We start from the raw sequence: 17,833 nt of genomic DNA on the forward strand, positions 1-17,833 counted from the left end.
CCTGGCTTGTTTGCCATTTCGGCACCGGGGTGTGCTCGCCATCCTCACGTACTGCGTGTACGCTCCGGTGGCTGCGCGCACGCCGGCACTGAACTGACGGCACCGCCAACGGCCTTTTATAGCAGAGTTATCAACTGCTGATTGCATTTTCCCCAGAAATCAGTAAAATTTTCGGGCTTTTAATATGACACCCGGGCTCCGTTCCTCGATGGGGCCTGGGTGTTTTATTCACACAAGAGGATGTTATGGTTACTATTCGTTTAGCTCGTCACGGCGCTAAAAAGCGTCCGTTCTACCAGGTTGTTGTTACCGACAGCCGTAATGCACGCAACGGTCGCTTCATCGAGCGCGTTGGCTTCTTTAACCCAATCGCTAGCGAAAAAGAAGAAGGCACTCGCCTGGATCTGGATCGCATCGCTCACTGGGTTGGCCAGGGCGCGACTATTTCTGATCGCGTAGCTACGCTGATCAAAGCAGCAAACAAAGCAGCTTAATCTGTCACGGTGGTCATGATGAGCAAGCAACTCGCCGCACAGGCTCCTGTGGAACCCATCGTTTTGGGGAAAATGGGGTCTTCTTACGGTATCCGTGGTTGGCTCAGAGTGTTTTCTTCCACTGAAGACGCCGAAAGCATTTTTGACTATCAGCCCTGGTTTATCCAGAAGGCGGGTCAGTGGCAGCAAGTACAGCTGGAAAGCTGGAAGCACCACAATCAGGATCTGATCATCAAGCTGAAAGGCGTTGACGATCGTGATTCAGCGAATCTACTGACTAATTGCGAAATTGTCGTGGATTCCTCGCAGTTGCCAGCGCTGGAAGATGGTTCCTACTACTGGAAAGACCTTATGGGCTGCCAGGTAGTGACTACTGAAGGCTACGATCTCGGTAAAGTCGTCGATATGATGGAAACCGGTTCGAATGACGTCATCGTCATCAAGGCAAACCTGAAAGATGCGTTTGGTATCAAGGAACGTCTTGTGCCGTTCCTCGATGGGCAGGTTATCAAGAAAGTCGATCTCGCTACTCGTACTATCGAAGTAGATTGGGATCCTGGTTTTTAAACCACCGGATAAACGGTAAAAGTCGGCGTTATGGGGATTGGCTTGTGTTTATAGGTATCGTTAGCCTGTTTCCAGAAATGTTCCGCGCAATTACCGATTACGGGGTAACTGGCCGGGCAGTAAAAAATGGCCTGCTGAACATCCAGAGTTGGAGTCCTCGTGACTTTACTCATGACCGGCACCGTACCGTGGACGATCGTCCTTACGGCGGCGGACCGGGGATGTTAATGATGGTGCAACCTTTACGGGACGCCATTCATGCAGCAAAAGCTGCGGCTGGTGAAGGCGCAAAGGTGATTTATCTGTCACCTCAGGGACGCAAGCTTGATCAAGCGGGCGTTAGCGAACTGGCCACGAATCAAAAGCTGATTCTGGTATGTGGTCGCTATGAAGGAATAGATGAGCGCGTGATTCAAACCGAAATTGACGAAGAATGGTCAATCGGCGATTACGTACTCAGCGGTGGTGAGTTACCAGCAATGACGCTGATCGACTCCGTTTCCCGGTTTATTCCGGGAGTTCTGGGTCATGAAGCTTCGGCAATCGAAGATTCTTTTGCTGATGGGTTGCTGGATTGCCCGCACTATACCCGACCTGAAGTGTTAGAGCAGATGGAAGTACCGGCGGTGTTACTGTCGGGGAACCACGCTGAGATACGTCGCTGGCGTTTGAAGCAGTCGCTGGGCCGGACCTGGCTTAGAAGACCTGAACTTCTGGAAAACCTGGCTCTGACTGAAGAGCAAGCAAGGTTGCTGGCGGAGTTCAAAAAGGAACACGCACAACAGCAACATAAACATGATGGGCAGGCGTAAGCCCCCAATATCAGTTTACCCAGGATAAGAGATTAAATTATGAGCAACATTATTAAGCAACTTGAACAAGAACAGATGAAGCAGGACGTACCTTCCTTCCGTCCGGGTGATACCGTGGAAGTGAAAGTATGGGTTGTTGAAGGTTCCAAAAAACGTCTGCAGGCATTCGAGGGCGTGGTTATCGCTATTCGTAACCGCGGTCTGCACTCTGCATTCACTGTTCGTAAAATTTCCAACGGCGAAGGCGTTGAGCGTGTCTTCCAGACTCACTCTCCGGTAGTTGACAGCATTGCTGTTAAACGTCGTGGTGCTGTTCGTAAAGCTAAACTGTACTACCTGCGTGAGCGCACTGGTAAGTCTGCTCGTATCAAAGAGCGTCTTAACTAAGATTCGCGCAAGCGACATCCTGTTAGAAAAGGGCTGGCCGAAAGGCTGGCCCTTTTTTTATTGATGCTGCCCATAATATGTCGAAATATTGTGGGGTGTGGTTAATAAATAAATTATCCGATATTTTGGCGGGAACTGAAGTTCAGAAAGCATTGTTTATTGTTGTTACGGTTGTAATGGTGGATGCAGTGCGGTTGATTACATGTTGATGGTGATTATAATAAAAATAATTATATTGATATGGTTGCATCGCCTTGTTTTTACGACATATTAGAAACGGATCACAAACGGTAAACATTGTTTTGATAGTATGTGGTCTGTAATTTCGAAACCCAATGCATCTATTTTTACCAAGATTATTGTTTGGGTGATTATGCTGGGTTTGGTCCTATAACTGGCTAGTGCTCGATAAGGATTTTAGTACCTAACTGGTGCTAAAGCGTGCGAGAAATGTCAGGCTGCAACAATAAAAATCATGAGTAATATTTGATGTTCTCTATTTAAAGGATACTACTAATGAAAGTATGTTTTTCTTTTCTAATAATAATACTGCTCTCAATTTCATCTTCTACTGTATCTGCAAAAACTACCCATGTTCTAAATCTAAAGGTGGAGTATCGCATTGCACCGCTGACGGAAAATTTGTCTGTAATGATGGTAGTATTAGTCGCTCTAAGAAAAAGTGTTCTTAAAGTATCGTCTCGTGAGGCGTACTAGATGGGGTGAAGCCAAACGTCTGATTCGTTCAAAGCTTTTACCCTACAAGCTGATCTTAACGAAAACTAAGTGTAAGAAGAATCGCACGGTGCCGATCCCCCGGTGGTTATATGATGAGCTCTCACCTTTGCAAGGAAGGCTGTTTCCCCCCTTGCTATCAGGAATTTAAAAAAATGCTGGCGCTTACTAAAATTGAATTCGCTGAGGGGCAAAAGACTCACGTTCTCCGGCACACATTTGCCAGCCATTTTATGAAGAATGGTGGAAACATTCTCGTTCTTCAACGAATTCTTGGACATGCTAACACTCGTGAAACAATGCGTTATGCGCATTTTGCGCCCGACCATTTAGATGAAGCGGTTACATTGAATCCACTTGGAAATATTAATGGAATGTTATAATGTCAAAAAGTTACTATCACTTAAATGTGAAGAAGGATCCGAACATCCATTGGGGTTGTGGCGATATCATTCGGTTTACTGGCAATAATAATTTTTATAAAAATATACTCGATCTCAGCGTTTACTGCCTGAGTGGTAATGATTCTGTACCCATTGATTATGTTCTTTCTCTTTCAGACGCTTATAAGAAACCAAAGGAGTTAGCGGCGCAACAGAGAGTGGCCGCACTCAGCCACCTACATCGAGAGATGGTTTTTGAAAAAGTACGTTCTTCAATGTTCCCTGAGCGTCCCTCCCGACAGACCTGTACATACCTGCTACCAGAAAAAGAAGACTTGTCTCTATGGATGAACAACCTTAACGAAACTCACAGCCCATGGTCTCTTTTGCGTGTTGAGCCGTTGTCAGATGCTATTGTCTTTGAAACTCGTGAAGGCCCGCTCCATAACCTACGCCCGACATATAATGATGATCAGATGATTTCTAAGGCAGCCGAATATTGGTCAGGGGCCTCTAATGGCAGAAGAGAGATTCTTGTAAACGGCGGAGTGAGAGTTTTAGAAATTGTGTCCATATAATGCCCATTCGACATGTCCATGACATCCCTTTACTGCACTAGAGATAAGATTAACTTGCTGTTTAATATAAAAATTACATATTAATCAATAGGGTTTAATAAAAGCATCTTAACTAAATTCGCGCAAGCGACATCCTGTTAGAAAAGGGCTGGCCGAAAGGCTGGCCCTTTTTTTATCCCGACGTTTACTCTTTTGTTCTTTATGGCAATGGAAGGACTGCGCGGTGCGCAGCCAGTTGGGGGACGATTATGGTGTCGTGATCACGACCGCCACGCGGCGGTTTTCAGCGCGACCTTTTGATGTCTGGTTGCTGGCAATGGGATATTTCTTCCCGAGTCCCTGAGTAGTCAGGTTGGTGCGGGGAATATTAGCGCCCTGCGCCCAGGCATCGGCAACGACATTAGCGCGTTTGAGTGACAGAGCTTCGTTATAGCTGTCTTCACCGTAGTTATCAGTATGACCATCCAGGCGAACATGATTTAGCCCGGTAGCTGCCAGTTTGGATGCCATTTCCTTGATCTGTTTTTCACTTTCAGGACGGAGTTTATAGTCATTTTTGTCAAACAGGATGGTGTCAGACAGGCCGAGAGACCAGTCTCCTGATGCTTCAGTAAATCCGTATGATTTCATGGCTGCAATTTGCTCTGGGGTAAATTTTCCCTGAGGTGCCTGACAGCCAGCCAGAATCAGTAAAAGCAGAAGAAACGGGGATAATAAACGTTTTAGCATGTGTGTAATTCCTTATTTTTTAATAATGCGTTCAGAACGCAAATGTTTAGCCTGATACATATTTTGATCGGCAAGTTCTTGTAATTTTTCGGCAGAGGCATGTTCCCACGTCAGCGCAAACCCAATGCTGAGCGTCATGCTTGCCAGATGACCATTATGCAGGTCAAAAGGTCGGTTAAACTCTTGTGACAGTGCCGCGCAGATCCGCTGAACCTCATATTCAGAATGAACGCTGTACAGCACCATGGCGAACTCATCGCCGCCAAGTCTGTATGGGTAATGGCGACTCCCCCCAAACTCGGATAACCTTTTTGCGACTTCAATCAGGACCCGATCCCCCGCTGCGTGGCCCCAGGTATCATTAATAAATTTAAAATTGTCGCCATCAAGGAATAACAATGCCGAGCTGCTGTGGGCGGCATCATCATTCATTAGGGCATTTATGCTGCTGCGAAATGCGGCGCGATTTGCCAGACCCGTCAGAGGATCATGTAGTGCAGTACGCAAAAGCTGAGCGTTTTTTGCCTGCAGTTTAAGTTGCCACTCCTCCATCTCGTCCAGCAGACTATTAAAGTCCAGGGCAAAGAGATGAAACTCTTCAATGCGTTCCTCTGATACGCGCCGTGAAAAGTTACGGTTGGTACGAACATCATGTACCACCTCGGTAATGTTTTGCAGTGCATCCACAACGCCATTGTGTAAATAGCGAGTGAGCATTAATGCAATACCGGATGCCAACAGAATGCACCCGGTAAGGACGGCCAGCGACAAATAGATGAAATGACTAATAACGCTATCGCGCGCAGTCAATCGTACTTCGCCGATGACGTTGCCATTGTGCAAAATCGGCTGAGTGACCGGTTGTGGGAACAGCCAGTGGCTGATCATCCCGCTAATCTTTTCAGTGGTATCCTGCGCGTTATAGCGCCAGGTGGCGATCACCTTCTGGTTTTTATTACGAACTTCTGCAACGGAAAATTGCCCCTGCTGACCCAGTGCCGCCAGCGTTTCAGTTGCTGCAACACTATCAGAAAAGACTAATGCAGCTTCGAGCGTACGGGTCATGGTAGCGGCAGTCAGATCCAGATTCTTTTGCGCATACTGTCTTAATGCCAGCACGGAAGAAATGCTGAGCAGCAGCCAGATCAGCATCATGGTTACCAGAACGCTGATTATGCTGATACGCCGTAATGTTCGCTTAAACGTCGGGCGTGCTATGGGAGAATGGCCCTTATCCATGCTTATTATTCCGTGCAAGCATCAATACGTCTGGACTGACCCTTACGCCGCTGCGTGATAGGGAATCCATATTTACGGAAAATCTCACATCTTCGTCTTTAATTATGAGGCAAAAGGCGCTGCCAATAACGCATTCGGGGTTCTGTTCAGCAATTAATAACAATGCCTTAGTCGGATATTTATTCTTTAATTCCACCTGATAAGTAGGGGATTCTTTTCCAAAATAAAAACCGTCACACTGCGAAACTAATATTTCTTGTTCCGTACGGATGATGACGGGAAGATAGGGTAATGCGCCTGCACTGGTATCTTTCAGGACACTGGAAAAACGCGATGAAGAGAAAATACACAGTTTTGGGGGCCCGGAAAGTGCAGGCCAGCGTGTATAACTGACGATGCCGGAAACCATAGCGCGTACCGATTTTGCTTCTTCCGTAACGCTTTGGGCATACAGCGGTAATCCGGTCAGGAGCAGTGCCAGTAGAAGTATGAGTCGGTAAGAATAGCTCATGAATAGTTACCTACCAGCGTTTGCTGTAAAACGTCGAAATACATTCAAGATTGTTTGCAACAAAATAACATTATTTTCCTAAGCCGTCATTATTCCTGGAATAATGCTATTGGTGATTTAAGTTAAATCTTAATGGTTTATAAAATATAAACCATTGTTTAATTTAACCTTATCGAGGCAGCACCCTCGTTTGCCCCTTGCTGCCAGGCGCTGTGTAACTGGTCAACATTTTCGACAGTATCGCAACTGGGCGGAAAAGTTTTCCCGGTCAGGCCTCTGGCATAAACAAAATCCTGCTGGCAGGTTTTACGTTGCCCCTCGGCGTAACCCTTAAGGTATTCCGTACGATCGACGTCGGGGTCATTGTAGTTGTCGGCAAGCGTTTCATTATCTTTAACGGCATAACCCGAAATGGCATCTTGTATCCCGGCGTCGTACCAGTCGGTACCAGTCCAGGTAGGGGCATGGGTGTAGGGGTCTATCTGACATCCGCTAAGAAGTAATAGAAACAAGATGCTGATGAGTTGCTTCATTGCCTGTGCTCCTTCGTTTTTTTAAGCATAGTGGATCTGAAAACTCGGTGGTGTAAATTTAAATGTACATTCATAAGGGCTGTTTTTTTTGCCTTAAAATAACACTATGTAAATTAAAATTTACGGATTGTGGATTGAAATCTTTACCCGTTGTGATATCGTTATTTCCTCCTCGCTGAGGATCAACTATCGCAAACGAGCTAAACAGGATCACCATCATGCAAAAAGACGCGCTGAACAACGTACATATTACCGACGAACAGGTTCTGATGACTCCGGAGCAGCTGAAAGCTGAATTTCCGCTGAGCCAGGAGCAAGAGGCGCAAATCGCCCAGTCGCGTAAAACCATCTCTGATATTATCTCCGGTCGCGATCCGCGCCTGCTGGTCGTATGTGGCCCATGCTCCATTCACGATCCTGAAATGGCGATTGAGTATGCTCGTCGATTTAAAGCCCTTGCCGCAGAGGTCAGCGATAGCCTCTACCTGGTGATGCGCGTCTATTTTGAAAAACCCCGTACCACTGTCGGCTGGAAAGGGTTAATTAACGATCCTCATATGGATGGCTCTTTTGATGTTGAAGCAGGTCTGAAAATTGCGCGTCAGCTGCTGCTTGAACTGGTAAATATGGGACTGCCGCTGGCAACTGAAGCGCTGGATCCAAATAGCCCGCAATACCTGGGCGATCTGTTTAGCTGGTCCGCAATCGGTGCCCGTACTACGGAATCGCAGACTCACCGTGAAATGGCTTCCGGTCTTTCGATGCCGGTTGGCTTTAAGAATGGTACCGACGGTAGCCTGGCGACCGCCATTAACGCCATGCGTGCGGCTGCGCAGTCGCACCGCTTTGTCGGTATTAACCAAGCCGGGCAGGTTGCACTGCTGCAAACACAGGGGAATCCGGACGGTCACGTGATCTTGCGCGGAGGTAAAGCGCCGAACTACAGCCCGGCAGATGTCGCCCAGTGCGAAAAAGAGATGGAGCAGGCGGGACTACGACCTTCTCTGATGGTAGATTGCAGTCATGGTAATTCCAATAAAGATTACCGCCGTCAGCCTGCCGTGGCTGAATCCGTGATTGCACAAATCAAAGATGGCAATCGCTCGATCATTGGCTTGATGATTGAAAGTAATATTCACGAAGGCAACCAGTCTTCCGAACAGCCGCGCAGCGAAATGAAATACGGCGTATCCGTAACTGACGCCTGCATTAGCTGGGAAATGACGGATGCGCTGCTGCGTGAAATTAGCCAGGATTTAAACGGCCAGCTGTCGGCGCGTGTAGCATAAGAGGTTGGTTATGGTTGCTGAATTGACCGCATTACGCGATCAAATTGATGAAGTCGACAAGGCACTGCTGGATTTACTGGCACGCCGCCTGGAGCTGGTTGCCGAAGTTGGTGAAGTAAAAAGCCGCTTTGGGCTGCCGATCTACGTGCCGGAACGGGAAGCCTCTATGCTGGCCTCTCGTCGCGCGGAAGCGGAAGCCCTTGGCGTGCCGCCGGACCTGATTGAAGATGTGCTACGCCGCGTTATGCGTGAGTCCTACTCCAGTGAGAACGACAAAGGGTTTAAAACGCTTTGTCCTTCTCTGCGGCCGGTGGTGATTGTCGGCGGCGGCGGTCAGATGGGGCGTCTGTTCGAAAAAATGCTCACCCTGTCAGGTTACCAGGTGCGGATCCTGGAACAGCAGGACTGGGATCGCGCGCCGGAGATCGTCTCTGATGCCGGCATGGTGATCGTCAGCGTGCCGATCCACGTCACCGAGCAGGTGATCGCCAAACTACCTCGTCTGCCGTCTGACTGCATCCTGGTGGATCTGGCTTCGGTGAAAAATGGTCCTTTACAGGCGATGCTGGCTGCACATGATGGCCCGGTGGTGGGGTTACACCCAATGTTTGGTCCGGACAGCGGCAGTCTGGCCAAGCAGGTCGTCGTTTGGTGTGACGGACGTCAGCCGGAAGCTTATCAGTGGTTTCTGGAACAGATTCAGGTATGGGGTGCGCGACTGCATCGGATCAGCGCCGTTGAACATGACCAGAACATGGCGTTTATTCAGGCACTGCGTCACTTTGCGACCTTTGCTTACGGTCTGCATTTAGCGGAAGAGAACGTTCAACTGGAGCAGCTGCTGGCGCTCTCTTCGCCGATTTACCGGCTTGAGCTGGCGATGGTTGGCCGTCTGTTTGCCCAGGATCCGCAGCTCTATGCCGATATTATTATGTCGTCTGAGAGCAACCTTGCGCTGATTAAACGCTACTACCAACGTTTTGGCGAGGCGATCGGTTTACTGGAGCAGGGCGATAAGCAAGCGTTTATCGACAGTTTCCGTAAGGTGGAGCATTGGTTTGGCGATTATGCGAAACGCTTCCAGAGTGAAAGCCGTACTTTGTTACGCCAGGCGAATGATAGCCGTCCTTAATTAAGATGCCGGATGGCGGCTTCGCCTTATCCGGCCTTCAAAAATCGTATGAATCGTAGGCCGGATAAGCGTAGCGCCATCCGGCATTGTCAAACGTTAGCTCGGATCGACTGGCACCACGTTCTCACTTGGATAGCATCCCAGTACTTTCATCGAACGCGTAATCTCACCCAGCTCTTTCAATGCTTTTTGCATCTGGGGCGACTCTAGGTTGGCCTGGATATCAAGATAAAACATCTCTTCCCACGGATTGCCGTGAATCGGGCGTGACTCCAGTTTAGTCATAATCAGATTATGGTTACGCAGTACCAGCAGCGCCTCAACCAGCGCACCGGCTTGTTGTCCTGTTGCCATCAACAGGGTTGTTTTTGCCGGAACCTGATCGGAAACATTGATTGCTTTGCGTGCCAGCACCACGAAGCGGGTGATGTTTTGCGACTGGTTAGCCTCAATATGCTCGAGAACCTGCAATCCATACAGTACGCCTCCGGCTTCGCTCCCCAGGGCCGCCACGCGCGGTGAGTTAGCCTGCGCAACTTTTTCCATCGCCGCAGAGGTGCTTTCAGTGTACTCAATCTTCCAGTGCGGGTAGCGATTCAGGAATTTGCTGCACTGCTGGAACGGCTGCGGATGGCTATATACCGTTTCAATAGTCTCAAGATCCGTCGTGCCAGACACCAGTACACAGTGGTCTATCGTAATGGTCATCTCGCCAACGATAGACAGGCTGGTGTGCTGCAGCAGGTCGTAAACGTCGTTAATCCCACCGGAGCTGGTGTTTTCAATCGGTACCACAGCATAGTCAGCCTGTCCGGTTTCGACCTGATTAAAGATATCGGCAAATTTTGCGCAGCCGCTTTCAATAAATTGTTCAAAATGGCGAGCGGCGTACTGACGTGCGGCGAGATGGGAATATGACCCTTTTGGCCCAAGGAAGGCCACGCGCGCGGAGTGTGGGTTAATTTTGTTCAGATGCTGCTGCAGCAGAGCCTGTTGAGTCAGGACGGAATCTTCGATTATGAGCTGGAACAGGCGAGTAATGTAGTGAGCATCAAGATGATGTGTTTTGCCAAGCTGAATGAGTCGGTCCAAAAGGTCACGTTCACGGTCGATATCACGAACCGGACGATGCGAAAGCAGTTTGGCTTTACCAACTTCTACGGCCAGTCCACGTCGCTCAGCCAGCAGGGCCAGTAATTTTTCATCCAGCGTGCTGATCTTATCGCGCAGCGCCAGCAATGGGTTTTCCGATGTCATAGTGTTGCCTTTCTTGTTATCAATAAAAAAGGCCTCCCGTTGTGGGAGGCCTTATTGTTCGTCTTCGCATTCTTTATCACACGACGAAACGCCTCCCATTCAGGGGAAGGTAAAAAAGAATGCGAAGAAGAACGGGACAAGTTTCATGTAATTTTCCTTTGGCTACGTCAGTAAAGTACCCGTACTGTTTTCACCCTGTCAACAAAAAACGCGCCCGAAGGCGCGTTGGCGATACACTCAATGTAAGGGACTACTCTTCTTCTGCTTCGACGAAGTTGGCGTCTTTGACTGAAGTTGTTGCACGACGGGCTTCGCCTTTGTGCTGCACTTTATTGAGCTGCCGTTCCAGCTTGTTGATCAAATCGTTAATTGCGGTGTACATATCCTCGTGTTTTGCGCTGGCGACCAGATGTCCGTTCGGTGTATTGATGGTGGCATCAGCAATGAAACCCTGTGGCTCCTTAGACAGAATGATATGTGGATTAATCAGATGAGTTTGCCATTTTTCAAGTTTGGCGAGACGGTCTGCGACATGCTGGCGAATTGCCGGAGTAATTTCCATTTGTTTACTGGTAATGTTCATTGTCATAAATTTTACCTCTTGTCTTTCCCGTCTTGGTGATTCCAGCATACCGTTCCTAATGTCAAAATGTGTGATCTAACTCACATTATTTTGTCGCTTTTTGTCAAGGAAACCTTTTTGTGAGGCACCGCAGGAACAGGCGATTTTTTACTTGAGGAATACCTGAAAGCAGGCCATATTTGATGGGATGCGTTGGAGCTAAACCGCTTCAGTTGTGGCGTTAACGGATAAAAAAAACGGCAGCCCTTGGGCTGCCGTTTTGCATTCTGAGGCAAATCAGGTATTGCTGCTGTTGGCGGCAATGATTTTCGCGACTTTTTCAGCCTGCGCATTCATCTGCATCTGGCGATAAGCGTTTTCCATCAAAGGCAGGGCATTACGTGTTGCCTGGGTATCCGGGTAGTCGCGCAGCATGCCTTCCACACGGTTTACCACTGCAACCCATGCGCCGCGGGCAGTGTAGTATTCTGCAACGGAGTATTCATACTTCGCCAGGCGGTCTTTCAGGAACACCAGACGTTTGGTGGCGTCAGTGGTGTACTGGCTATTCGGATACCCACGCACCAGTTTGGAAAAGTCATTAAACGCAGCTCGGGCATGTTGCGGATCGCGATCGCTACGATCAACACCAAAGAATCCTTGCAGTGCGCTATCATCCAACGCCATATTGGTCAGGCCACGCATATACATGACATAATCAATGTTAGGGTGTGTCGGGTTAAGACGGATAAAACGATCGATGGCAGCCTGAGCAAGTGGCAGATCGGCGTTTTTGTAGTAGGCGTAGATGAGATCTAATTGCACCTGCTGAGAATACGGTCCAAATGGATAACGGTTATCCAACGCTTCCAATTGCGTTATTGCCTGTTTCCAGTTACCGTCCTGCAGCTTTTGCTGAGCAGTCGCGTAGATTTCATTTGGCGGATTATCGGGCACCTCTTCCTTTGAACCAGAGCAACCCGCCAAAAACAGGCTCAACGTGGCTGCTGCCACCAGATATTTCATGCGCGTCATGACGTTTTGACTTTCCTCAAAATGTAATACGGGAGATTCTCTGTTCCTGCTCCCGGTTAAGACCAGCTACAATAGCACACTATATTAAACGGCAAAGCCGTAAAACCCAACGTTAAACGAAGAAGCAGTTTATGGCACAACGAGTAGAACTCACCGCAACAGTCTCCGAAAATCAGCTCGGTCAACGCTTAGATCAGGCTTTGGCCGAATTGTTCCCTGATTATTCGCGATCGCGCATAAAAGAATGGATCCTCGACCAGCGCGTACTGGTAAATGACCAACTTTGCGATAAACCGAAAGAAAAAGTGTTGGGTGGAGAGCGTGTCTCCATCAATGCAGAAATTGATGAAGAGGTTCGTTTTGAACCTCAGGATATCCCACTGGATATCGTTTATGAAGATGACGACATTCTTGTCATTAACAAACCCCGTGACCTTGTAGTGCATCCGGGCGCCGGGAATCCTGATGGTACGGTATTGAATGCGTTACTGCATTACTACCCGCCAATCGCGGATGTTCCTCGTGCTGGTATCGTGCACCGTCTGGATAAAGACACGACCGGATTAATGGTGGTGGCAAAAACGGTTCCGGCGCAAACACGTTTGGTGGAGTCGTTGCAGCTGCGCGAAATTACCCGTGAGTACGAAGCCGTGGCAATTGGTCACATGACTGCTGGCGGAACCGTTGAGGAACCGATTAGCCGTCACCCGACTAAGCGTACGCACATGGCGGTACATCCAATGGGGAAACCGGCGGTAACGCACTATCGCATTATGGAACACTTCCGTGTGCACACGCGTCTGCGGTTGCGTCTGGAAACCGGACGTACGCACCAGATCCGCGTGCACATGGCACATATCACTCATCCGCTGGTGGGCGATCAGGTTTACGGCGGTCGTCCACGTCCACCGAAAGGCGCTTCTGACGAATTTATCTCCGTACTGCGTAAGTTCGACCGTCAAGCGCTGCACGCGACCATGCTGCGTTTGTATCACCCGATTTCCGGTATCGAAATGGAATGGCATGCGCCGATCCCACAAGATATGGTGCAGTTGATTGAAGTGATGCGCGCTGATTTCGAAGAACATAAGGATGATATTGCCTGGCTATGAGTAAGCTAATTGTCCCGCAGTGGCCGATACCGCAAGGTGTCGCGGCGTGTAGTTCTACCCGTATTGGCGGAGTTAGTATGCCGCCTTACGATTCGCTGAATTTGGGCGCCCATTGCGGCGATAACCCGGAACATGTTGAAGAGAACCGCAAACGACTGTTTGCTGCGGGCAATCTGCCGTCAAAGCCAGTCTGGCTGGAGCAGGTCCACGGTAAGGATGTCCTGAAACTGACCGGCGAGCCTTACGCCTGCAAACGCGCAGATGCGTCGTACAGCAACACGCCGGGTACCGTGTGTGCGGTGATGACCGCTGATTGTTTGCCGGTGTTGTTTTGCAACCGTGCCGGAACCGAAGTTGCTGCGGCCCATGCGGGTTGGCGCGGATTATGCGCCGGCGTGCTGGAAGAGACGGTGGCGTGTTTTGCCGACAAACCTGAAAACATTATTGCCTGGCTAGGCCCGGCGATAGGTCCAAACGCGTTTGAAGTTGGACCAGAAGTCCGCGAGGCGTTCATGACGAAAGATCCGCAAGCGGACCTCGCATTTGTACCGCGTGGCGACAAGTATCTGGCGGATATCTACCAGCTTGCGCGCCAGCGTCTGTCCAGTGTCGGGGTAGAGAACATCCACGGCGGCGACCGCTGCACCTTCAGCGAAAGTGAGACGTTCTTCTCTTATCGTCGCGACAATACCACGGGTCGTATGGCAAGTTTTATTTGGCTGATATAACCTAAAGAATCAAGACGATCCGGTACGTGTAATTTTCTTTTCACATAATTCAGGTCATTCACCTTGAATAATTGAGGGATGACCTCATTTAATCTCCAGTAGCAATTTTGACCTGTTATGGGAGGAGTTATGCGTCTGGATCGTCTTACTAATAAATTCCAGCTTGCTCTTGCCGATGCCCAGTCACTCGCATTGGGGCACGACAATCAATTCATCGAACCACTTCATCTAATGAGCGCCTTGCTGAATCAGGAAGGGGGATCGGTTCGTCCTTTATTAACGTCTGCTGGCATTAATGCTGGCCAGTTACGTACAGCCATTGACCAGGCGTTGAGCCGTTTGCCACAGGTAGAAGGTACCGGTGGCGATGTGCAGCCTTCTCAGGAACTGGTGCGTGTACTTAATCTTTGCGACAAGCTGGCGCAAAAACGTGGGGACAACTTTATTTCGTCAGAACTGTTCGTTCTGGCGGCGCTTGAGTCACGCGGTACGCTGACCGACTTATTAAAATCAGCAGGCGCGACGACCGCCAATATCACTCAGGCAATTGAACAAATGCGTGGAGGTGAAAGCGTGAATGACCAGGGGGCTGAAGACCAACGTCAGGCCTTGAAAAAATATACCGTCGATCTGACCGAACGTGCCGAACAGGGCAAACTCGATCCGGTCATCGGCCGTGATGAAGAAATTCGCCGTACCATTCAGGTGCTGCAACGTCGTACTAAAAATAACCCGGTGTTAATCGGTGAACCCGGCGTCGGTAAAACCGCCATCGTTGAAGGGCTGGCCCAACGCATCATCAATGGTGAAGTGCCGGAAGGCTTAAAAGGCCGTCGTGTACTGGCGCTGGATATGGGCGCGCTGGTTGCTGGGGCCAAATATCGTGGTGAGTTCGAAGAACGTTTAAAAGGTGTGCTGAACGATCTCTCGAAACAGGAAGGCAACGTCATTCTGTTTATCGACGAATTGCATACCATGGTTGGGGCGGGTAAAGCCGATGGCGCAATGGACGCCGGGAACATGCTGAAACCAGCACTGGCTCGCGGGGAACTGCACTGCGTAGGCGCCACAACGCTTGATGAATATCGCCAGTACATCGAAAAAGATGCGGCGCTGGAACGTCGTTTCCAGAAAGTGTTTGTGGCTGAACCTTCAGTGGAAGACACCATCGCAATCTTGCGTGGCCTGAAAGAACGTTATGAACTGCACCATCATGTGCAGATTACTGACCCGGCGATTGTTGCGGCAGCTACGCTGTCTCACCGCTATATTGCCGATCGTCAGTTGCCGGATAAAGCTATCGACCTTATTGACGAAGCGGCATCCAGCATTCGTATGCAGATTGACTCCAAGCCGGAGGAACTCGACAGACTCGACCGCCGTATTATCCAGCTCAAACTGGAACAGCAGGCATTAATGAAAGAGTCTGATGAGGCAAGTAAAAAACGTCTCGATATGCTCAACGAAGAGCTGGATGACAAAGAGCGCCAGTATTCTGAATTAGAGGAAGAGTGGAAAGCTGAAAAAGCCTCGCTCTCGGGAACGCAAACTATCAAGGCTGAGCTGGAGCAGGCAAAAATCGCCATCGAACAGGCGCGCCGCGTTGGCGACCTGGCGCGGATGTCTGAACTGCAGTACGGCAAAATTCCTGAACTGGAAAAACAACTGGAAGCAGCCACCCAGTCTGAAGGCAAAACCATGCGTCTGCTGCGTAATAAAGTTACGGATGCAGAAATTGCTGAGGTGCTGGCGCGCTGGACCGGGATCCCAGTTGCTCGCATGCTGGAAGGCGAACGAGAAAAACTGTTGCGTATGGAGCAGGAGCTGCACAGCCGCGTGATTGGTCAGAACGAAGCGGTGGAAGCCGTTTCTAATGCCATTCGTCGTAGCCGCGCGGGCTTGTCCGATCCGAATCGTCCGATTGGTTCATTCCTGTTCCTTGGTCCAACCGGTGTCGGTAAAACCGAACTGTGCAAAGCGCTGGCAAACTTTATGTTCGACAGTGACGATGCAATGGTGCGTATCGATATGTCCGAGTTTATGGAGAAACACTCGGTGTCTCGTCTGGTTGGGGCACCTCCAGGATATGTCGGTTATGAAGAGGGGGGTTACCTGACGGAAGCAGTACGTCGTCGTCCTTACTCTGTCATCTTGTTGGATGAAGTGGAGAAAGCACACCCGGATGTGTTCAACATTCTGCTGCAGGTGCTTGACGATGGTCGTTTGACTGACGGACAGGGGAGAACGGTCGACTTCCGTAATACGGTTGTCATCATGACCTCGAACCTGGGGTCCGATCTGATCCAGGAACGCTTCGGCGAGTTGGATTACGGTCACATGAAAGATATGGTGCTGGGCGTCGTGAGCCACAACTTCCGCCCGGAATTCATCAACCGTATAGATGAGGTTGTTGTATTCCATCCGCTGGGTGAGCAGCATATTGCTTCTATTGCTCAGATCCAGTTGCAGCGTCTGTACAAACGTCTGGAAGAGCGTGGCTATGAAATCCATATTTCTGACGAGGCGCTTAAACTGCTGAGCGCGAATGGTTACGATCCGGTGTATGGCGCGCGTCCATTGAAACGTGCTATCCAGCAGCAGATCGAAAACCCGCTGGCGCAGCAAATTCTGTCTGGTGAACTGATTCCGGGCAAAACGATTCGTCTGGAAGTGAATGACGATCGCATAGTGGCAGTGCAGTAAGTCACAAAACAACAATAAACGGGCCCTGCGGGGCTCGTTTTTGTTTAAAATCCAGGCAAAAATGGACGTATTGATTGAAAAGTAATCGCTTGATAAGTTTTTTATATTTTTAACTTGTCAGCCTGAAATAACTCCCTATAATGCGCCTCCACTGACACGGAACAACGGATTACAAGCCGCCGGGGCAGCGGGGTTCCACTGAGAACTCCGGCGAAGAAAACGAAATTAAATGCTTGACTTCGTAGCGGGATGGCGTAATATGCACACCCCGCGCCGCTGAGAAAAAGCGAAGCGGCACTGCTCTTTAACAATTTATCAGACAATCTGTGTGGGCACTCGAAGATACGGATTCTTAACGTCGCAAGACGAAAAATGAATACCAAGTCTCAACGAGTGAACACGTAATTCATTACGAAGTTTAATTCATTGAGCATCAAACTTTTAAATTGAAGAGTTTGATCATGGCTCAGATTGAACGCTGGCGGCAGGCCTAACACATGCAAGTCGAACGGTAGCACAGAGGAGCTTGCTCCTTGGGTGACGAGTGGCGGACGGGTGAGTAATGTCTGGGAAACTGCCCGATGGAGGGGGATAACTACTGGAAACGGTAGCTAATACCGCATAACGTCGCAAGACCAAAGAGGGGGACCTTCGGGCCTCTTGCCATCGGATGTGCCCAGATGGGATTAGCTAGTAGGTGGGGTAACGGCTCACCTAGGCGACGATCCCTAGCTGGTCTGAGAGGATGACCAGCCACACTGGAACTGAGACACGGTCCAGACTCCTACGGGAGGCAGCAGTGGGGAATATTGCACAATGGGCGCAAGCCTGATGCAGCCATGCCGCGTGTATGAAGAAGGCCTTCGGGTTGTAAAGTACTTTCAGCGAGGAGGAAGGCGTTGTGGTTAATAACCGCAGCGATTGACGTTACTCGCAGAAGAAGCACCGGCTAACTCCGTGCCAGCAGCCGCGGTAATACGGAGGGTGCAAGCGTTAATCGGAATTACTGGGCGTAAAGCGCACGCAGGCGGTCTGTCAAGTCGGATG

General features: G+C 49.6%; 19 protein-coding genes, 1 rRNA gene, 1 pseudogene and 1 other annotated feature. Of the genes and pseudogenes, 13 read left to right on the top strand and 8 right to left on the bottom strand.

The genetic code is table 11. The features are described from left to right. Nucleotides 1–245: 245 nt before the first annotated feature. The 7 genes and pseudogenes from rpsP (at nt 246) to ACHHZ7_RS19610 (ending at nt 3,956) form a co-directional block, all read left to right on the top strand. On the top strand, nt 246–494 hold the full coding sequence (gene rpsP / locus ACHHZ7_RS19580) for a 30S ribosomal protein S16 (protein WP_003031228.1): 249 nt from the start codon (nt 246–248) through the stop codon (nt 492–494). A gap of 18 nt (nt 495–512) precedes the next feature. Beyond that, nucleotides 513–1,061 carry a ribosome maturation factor RimM gene (gene rimM / locus ACHHZ7_RS19585; RefSeq protein WP_003031230.1) on the top strand — a complete coding sequence of 183 codons (549 nt, stop codon included), beginning with the start codon at nt 513–515 and terminating at the stop codon, nt 1,059–1,061. Between the two features lie 44 nt (nt 1,062–1,105). Next, nucleotides 1,106–1,873, top strand: coding sequence for a tRNA (guanosine(37)-N1)-methyltransferase TrmD (trmD, locus tag ACHHZ7_RS19590; protein WP_003031232.1), 768 nt, complete (start codon nt 1,106–1,108; stop codon nt 1,871–1,873). A gap of 39 nt (nt 1,874–1,912) precedes the next feature. Continuing rightward, nucleotides 1,913–2,260 (top strand): 50S ribosomal protein L19, encoded by a 348-nt coding sequence (gene rplS, locus ACHHZ7_RS19595; protein ID WP_002914145.1) that lies wholly within the window; start codon nt 1,913–1,915, stop codon nt 2,258–2,260. A gap of 563 nt (nt 2,261–2,823) precedes the next feature. Next, a complete protein-coding gene (locus tag ACHHZ7_RS19600; RefSeq protein ID WP_240487994.1) occupies nt 2,824–2,952 on the top strand; it encodes a hypothetical protein in 129 nt (42 codons plus the stop codon). Between the two features lie 17 nt (nt 2,953–2,969). Beyond that, nucleotides 2,970–3,378: pseudogene (locus ACHHZ7_RS19605) on the top strand (tyrosine-type recombinase/integrase); the annotation flags it as partial. After that, on the top strand, nt 3,378–3,956 hold the full coding sequence (locus tag ACHHZ7_RS19610) for a DUF2441 domain-containing protein (protein WP_060683401.1): 579 nt from the start codon (nt 3,378–3,380) through the stop codon (nt 3,954–3,956). The pseudogene ACHHZ7_RS19605 and the gene ACHHZ7_RS19610, both read left to right, overlap by 1 nt. Before the next feature lie 246 nt (nt 3,957–4,202). Here the strand turns inward: ACHHZ7_RS19610 and ACHHZ7_RS19615 are convergent, their stop codons facing one another. The 4 genes from ACHHZ7_RS19615 to ACHHZ7_RS19630 form a co-directional block, all read right to left on the bottom strand. Then, a complete protein-coding gene (locus ACHHZ7_RS19615) occupies nt 4,203–4,685 on the bottom strand; it encodes an OmpA family protein (RefSeq protein WP_060683402.1) in 483 nt (160 codons plus the stop codon). A gap of 12 nt (nt 4,686–4,697) precedes the next feature. Continuing rightward, a complete protein-coding gene (gene dgcN, locus ACHHZ7_RS19620; RefSeq protein ID WP_003826449.1) occupies nt 4,698–5,924 on the bottom strand; it encodes a diguanylate cyclase DgcN in 1,227 nt (408 codons plus the stop codon). After that, the gene (locus tag ACHHZ7_RS19625) at nt 5,917–6,435 is read right to left on the bottom strand and encodes a YfiR family protein (RefSeq protein WP_003826451.1); all 519 of its coding nucleotides are present in this window, start codon (nt 6,433–6,435) and stop codon (nt 5,917–5,919) included. The genes dgcN and ACHHZ7_RS19625 overlap by 8 nt, the downstream gene beginning before the upstream one ends. A gap of 158 nt (nt 6,436–6,593) precedes the next feature. Continuing rightward, nucleotides 6,594–6,968: a DUF2799 domain-containing protein gene (locus ACHHZ7_RS19630; protein WP_008785516.1), complete on the bottom strand. Its 375-nt coding sequence runs from the start codon at nt 6,966–6,968 to the stop codon at nt 6,594–6,596. Between the two features lie 218 nt (nt 6,969–7,186). Here ACHHZ7_RS19630 and aroF point away from each other — a divergent pair, with 218 nt between their 5' ends. Together aroF and tyrA are read left to right on the top strand one after the other, a co-directional pair. Further along, nucleotides 7,187–8,257 carry a 3-deoxy-7-phosphoheptulonate synthase AroF gene (gene aroF, locus ACHHZ7_RS19635; RefSeq protein ID WP_003031241.1) on the top strand — a complete coding sequence of 357 codons (1,071 nt, stop codon included), beginning with the start codon at nt 7,187–7,189 and terminating at the stop codon, nt 8,255–8,257. 10 nt (nt 8,258–8,267) lie between these two features. Next, nucleotides 8,268–9,389 (top strand): bifunctional chorismate mutase/prephenate dehydrogenase, encoded by a 1,122-nt coding sequence (gene tyrA, locus ACHHZ7_RS19640; RefSeq protein WP_003826456.1) that lies wholly within the window; start codon nt 8,268–8,270, stop codon nt 9,387–9,389. Nucleotides 9,390–9,485: 96 nt separating this feature from the next. Here the strand turns inward: tyrA and pheA are convergent, their stop codons facing one another. From pheA to bamD, 4 genes are all read right to left on the bottom strand, one after another. Further along, nucleotides 9,486–10,646, bottom strand: a complete 1,161-nt coding sequence (pheA, locus tag ACHHZ7_RS19645) for a bifunctional chorismate mutase/prephenate dehydratase (RefSeq protein WP_048236504.1) — start codon at nt 10,644–10,646, stop codon at nt 9,486–9,488. Between the two features lie 22 nt (nt 10,647–10,668). Then, nucleotides 10,669–10,794, bottom strand: a sequence feature (Phe leader region). Then, the gene (gene pheL, locus ACHHZ7_RS19650) at nt 10,746–10,793 is read right to left on the bottom strand and encodes a pheA operon leader peptide PheL (RefSeq protein ID WP_100250063.1); all 48 of its coding nucleotides are present in this window, start codon (nt 10,791–10,793) and stop codon (nt 10,746–10,748) included. Its footprint overlaps the feature before it by 48 nt. Before the next feature lie 102 nt (nt 10,795–10,896). Then, complete coding sequence (raiA, locus tag ACHHZ7_RS19655; protein WP_003031244.1) at nt 10,897–11,235, bottom strand: ribosome-associated translation inhibitor RaiA; 339 nt, start codon at nt 11,233–11,235, stop codon at nt 10,897–10,899. A gap of 270 nt (nt 11,236–11,505) precedes the next feature. After that, on the bottom strand, nt 11,506–12,243 hold the full coding sequence (bamD, locus tag ACHHZ7_RS19660) for an outer membrane protein assembly factor BamD (protein WP_003826460.1): 738 nt from the start codon (nt 12,241–12,243) through the stop codon (nt 11,506–11,508). A 131-nt stretch (nt 12,244–12,374) separates the two neighbouring features. Here bamD and rluD point away from each other — a divergent pair, with 131 nt between their 5' ends. The 4 genes from rluD to ACHHZ7_RS19680 form a co-directional block, all read left to right on the top strand. After that, nucleotides 12,375–13,355, top strand: coding sequence for a 23S rRNA pseudouridine(1911/1915/1917) synthase RluD (gene rluD, locus ACHHZ7_RS19665; protein WP_003826464.1), 981 nt, complete (start codon nt 12,375–12,377; stop codon nt 13,353–13,355). Then, nucleotides 13,352–14,083, top strand: coding sequence for a purine nucleoside phosphorylase YfiH (yfiH, locus tag ACHHZ7_RS19670; RefSeq protein ID WP_008785512.1), 732 nt, complete (start codon nt 13,352–13,354; stop codon nt 14,081–14,083). The genes rluD and yfiH overlap by 4 nt, the downstream gene beginning before the upstream one ends. A 129-nt stretch (nt 14,084–14,212) precedes the next feature. After that, the gene (clpB, locus tag ACHHZ7_RS19675; RefSeq protein ID WP_020996274.1) at nt 14,213–16,786 is read left to right on the top strand and encodes an ATP-dependent chaperone ClpB; all 2,574 of its coding nucleotides are present in this window, start codon (nt 14,213–14,215) and stop codon (nt 16,784–16,786) included. A gap of 443 nt (nt 16,787–17,229) precedes the next feature. Continuing rightward, nucleotides 17,230–17,833 (top strand): 16S ribosomal RNA (locus tag ACHHZ7_RS19680); the annotation flags it as partial.

The sequence above is a fragment of the Citrobacter freundii complex sp. 2024EL-00216 genome (assembly GCF_043945515.1).
In the GTDB taxonomy this organism is placed as follows: domain Bacteria; phylum Pseudomonadota; class Gammaproteobacteria; order Enterobacterales; family Enterobacteriaceae; genus Citrobacter; species Citrobacter portucalensis.

Bases quoted from the DNA above. Each gene is read 5' to 3' on its own strand.
- raiA (WP_003031244.1), bottom strand. From the start codon at position 11,235: ATGACAATGAACATTACCAGTAAACAAATGGAAATTACTCCGGCAATT.
- tyrA (WP_003826456.1), top strand. From the start codon at position 8,268: ATGGTTGCTGAATTGACCGCATTACGCGATCAAATTGATGAAGTCGAC.
- yfiH (WP_008785512.1), top strand. From the start codon at position 13,352: ATGAGTAAGCTAATTGTCCCGCAGTGGCCGATACCGCAAGGTGTCGCG.
- rpsP (WP_003031228.1), top strand. From the start codon at position 246: ATGGTTACTATTCGTTTAGCTCGTCACGGCGCTAAAAAGCGTCCGTTC.
- bamD (WP_003826460.1), bottom strand. From the start codon at position 12,243: ATGACGCGCATGAAATATCTGGTGGCAGCAGCCACGTTGAGCCTGTTT.
- pheA (WP_048236504.1), bottom strand. From the start codon at position 10,646: ATGACATCGGAAAACCCATTGCTGGCGCTGCGCGATAAGATCAGCACG.
- dgcN (WP_003826449.1), bottom strand. From the start codon at position 5,924: ATGGATAAGGGCCATTCTCCCATAGCACGCCCGACGTTTAAGCGAACA.
- rimM (WP_003031230.1), top strand. From the start codon at position 513: ATGAGCAAGCAACTCGCCGCACAGGCTCCTGTGGAACCCATCGTTTTG.
- aroF (WP_003031241.1), top strand. From the start codon at position 7,187: ATGCAAAAAGACGCGCTGAACAACGTACATATTACCGACGAACAGGTT.
- ACHHZ7_RS19630 (WP_008785516.1), bottom strand. From the start codon at position 6,968: ATGAAGCAACTCATCAGCATCTTGTTTCTATTACTTCTTAGCGGATGT.
- ACHHZ7_RS19610 (WP_060683401.1), top strand. From the start codon at position 3,378: ATGTCAAAAAGTTACTATCACTTAAATGTGAAGAAGGATCCGAACATC.
- ACHHZ7_RS19625 (WP_003826451.1), bottom strand. From the start codon at position 6,435: ATGAGCTATTCTTACCGACTCATACTTCTACTGGCACTGCTCCTGACC.
- rluD (WP_003826464.1), top strand. From the start codon at position 12,375: ATGGCACAACGAGTAGAACTCACCGCAACAGTCTCCGAAAATCAGCTC.
- ACHHZ7_RS19615 (WP_060683402.1), bottom strand. From the start codon at position 4,685: ATGCTAAAACGTTTATTATCCCCGTTTCTTCTGCTTTTACTGATTCTG.
- rplS (WP_002914145.1), top strand. From the start codon at position 1,913: ATGAGCAACATTATTAAGCAACTTGAACAAGAACAGATGAAGCAGGAC.
- clpB (WP_020996274.1), top strand. From the start codon at position 14,213: ATGCGTCTGGATCGTCTTACTAATAAATTCCAGCTTGCTCTTGCCGAT.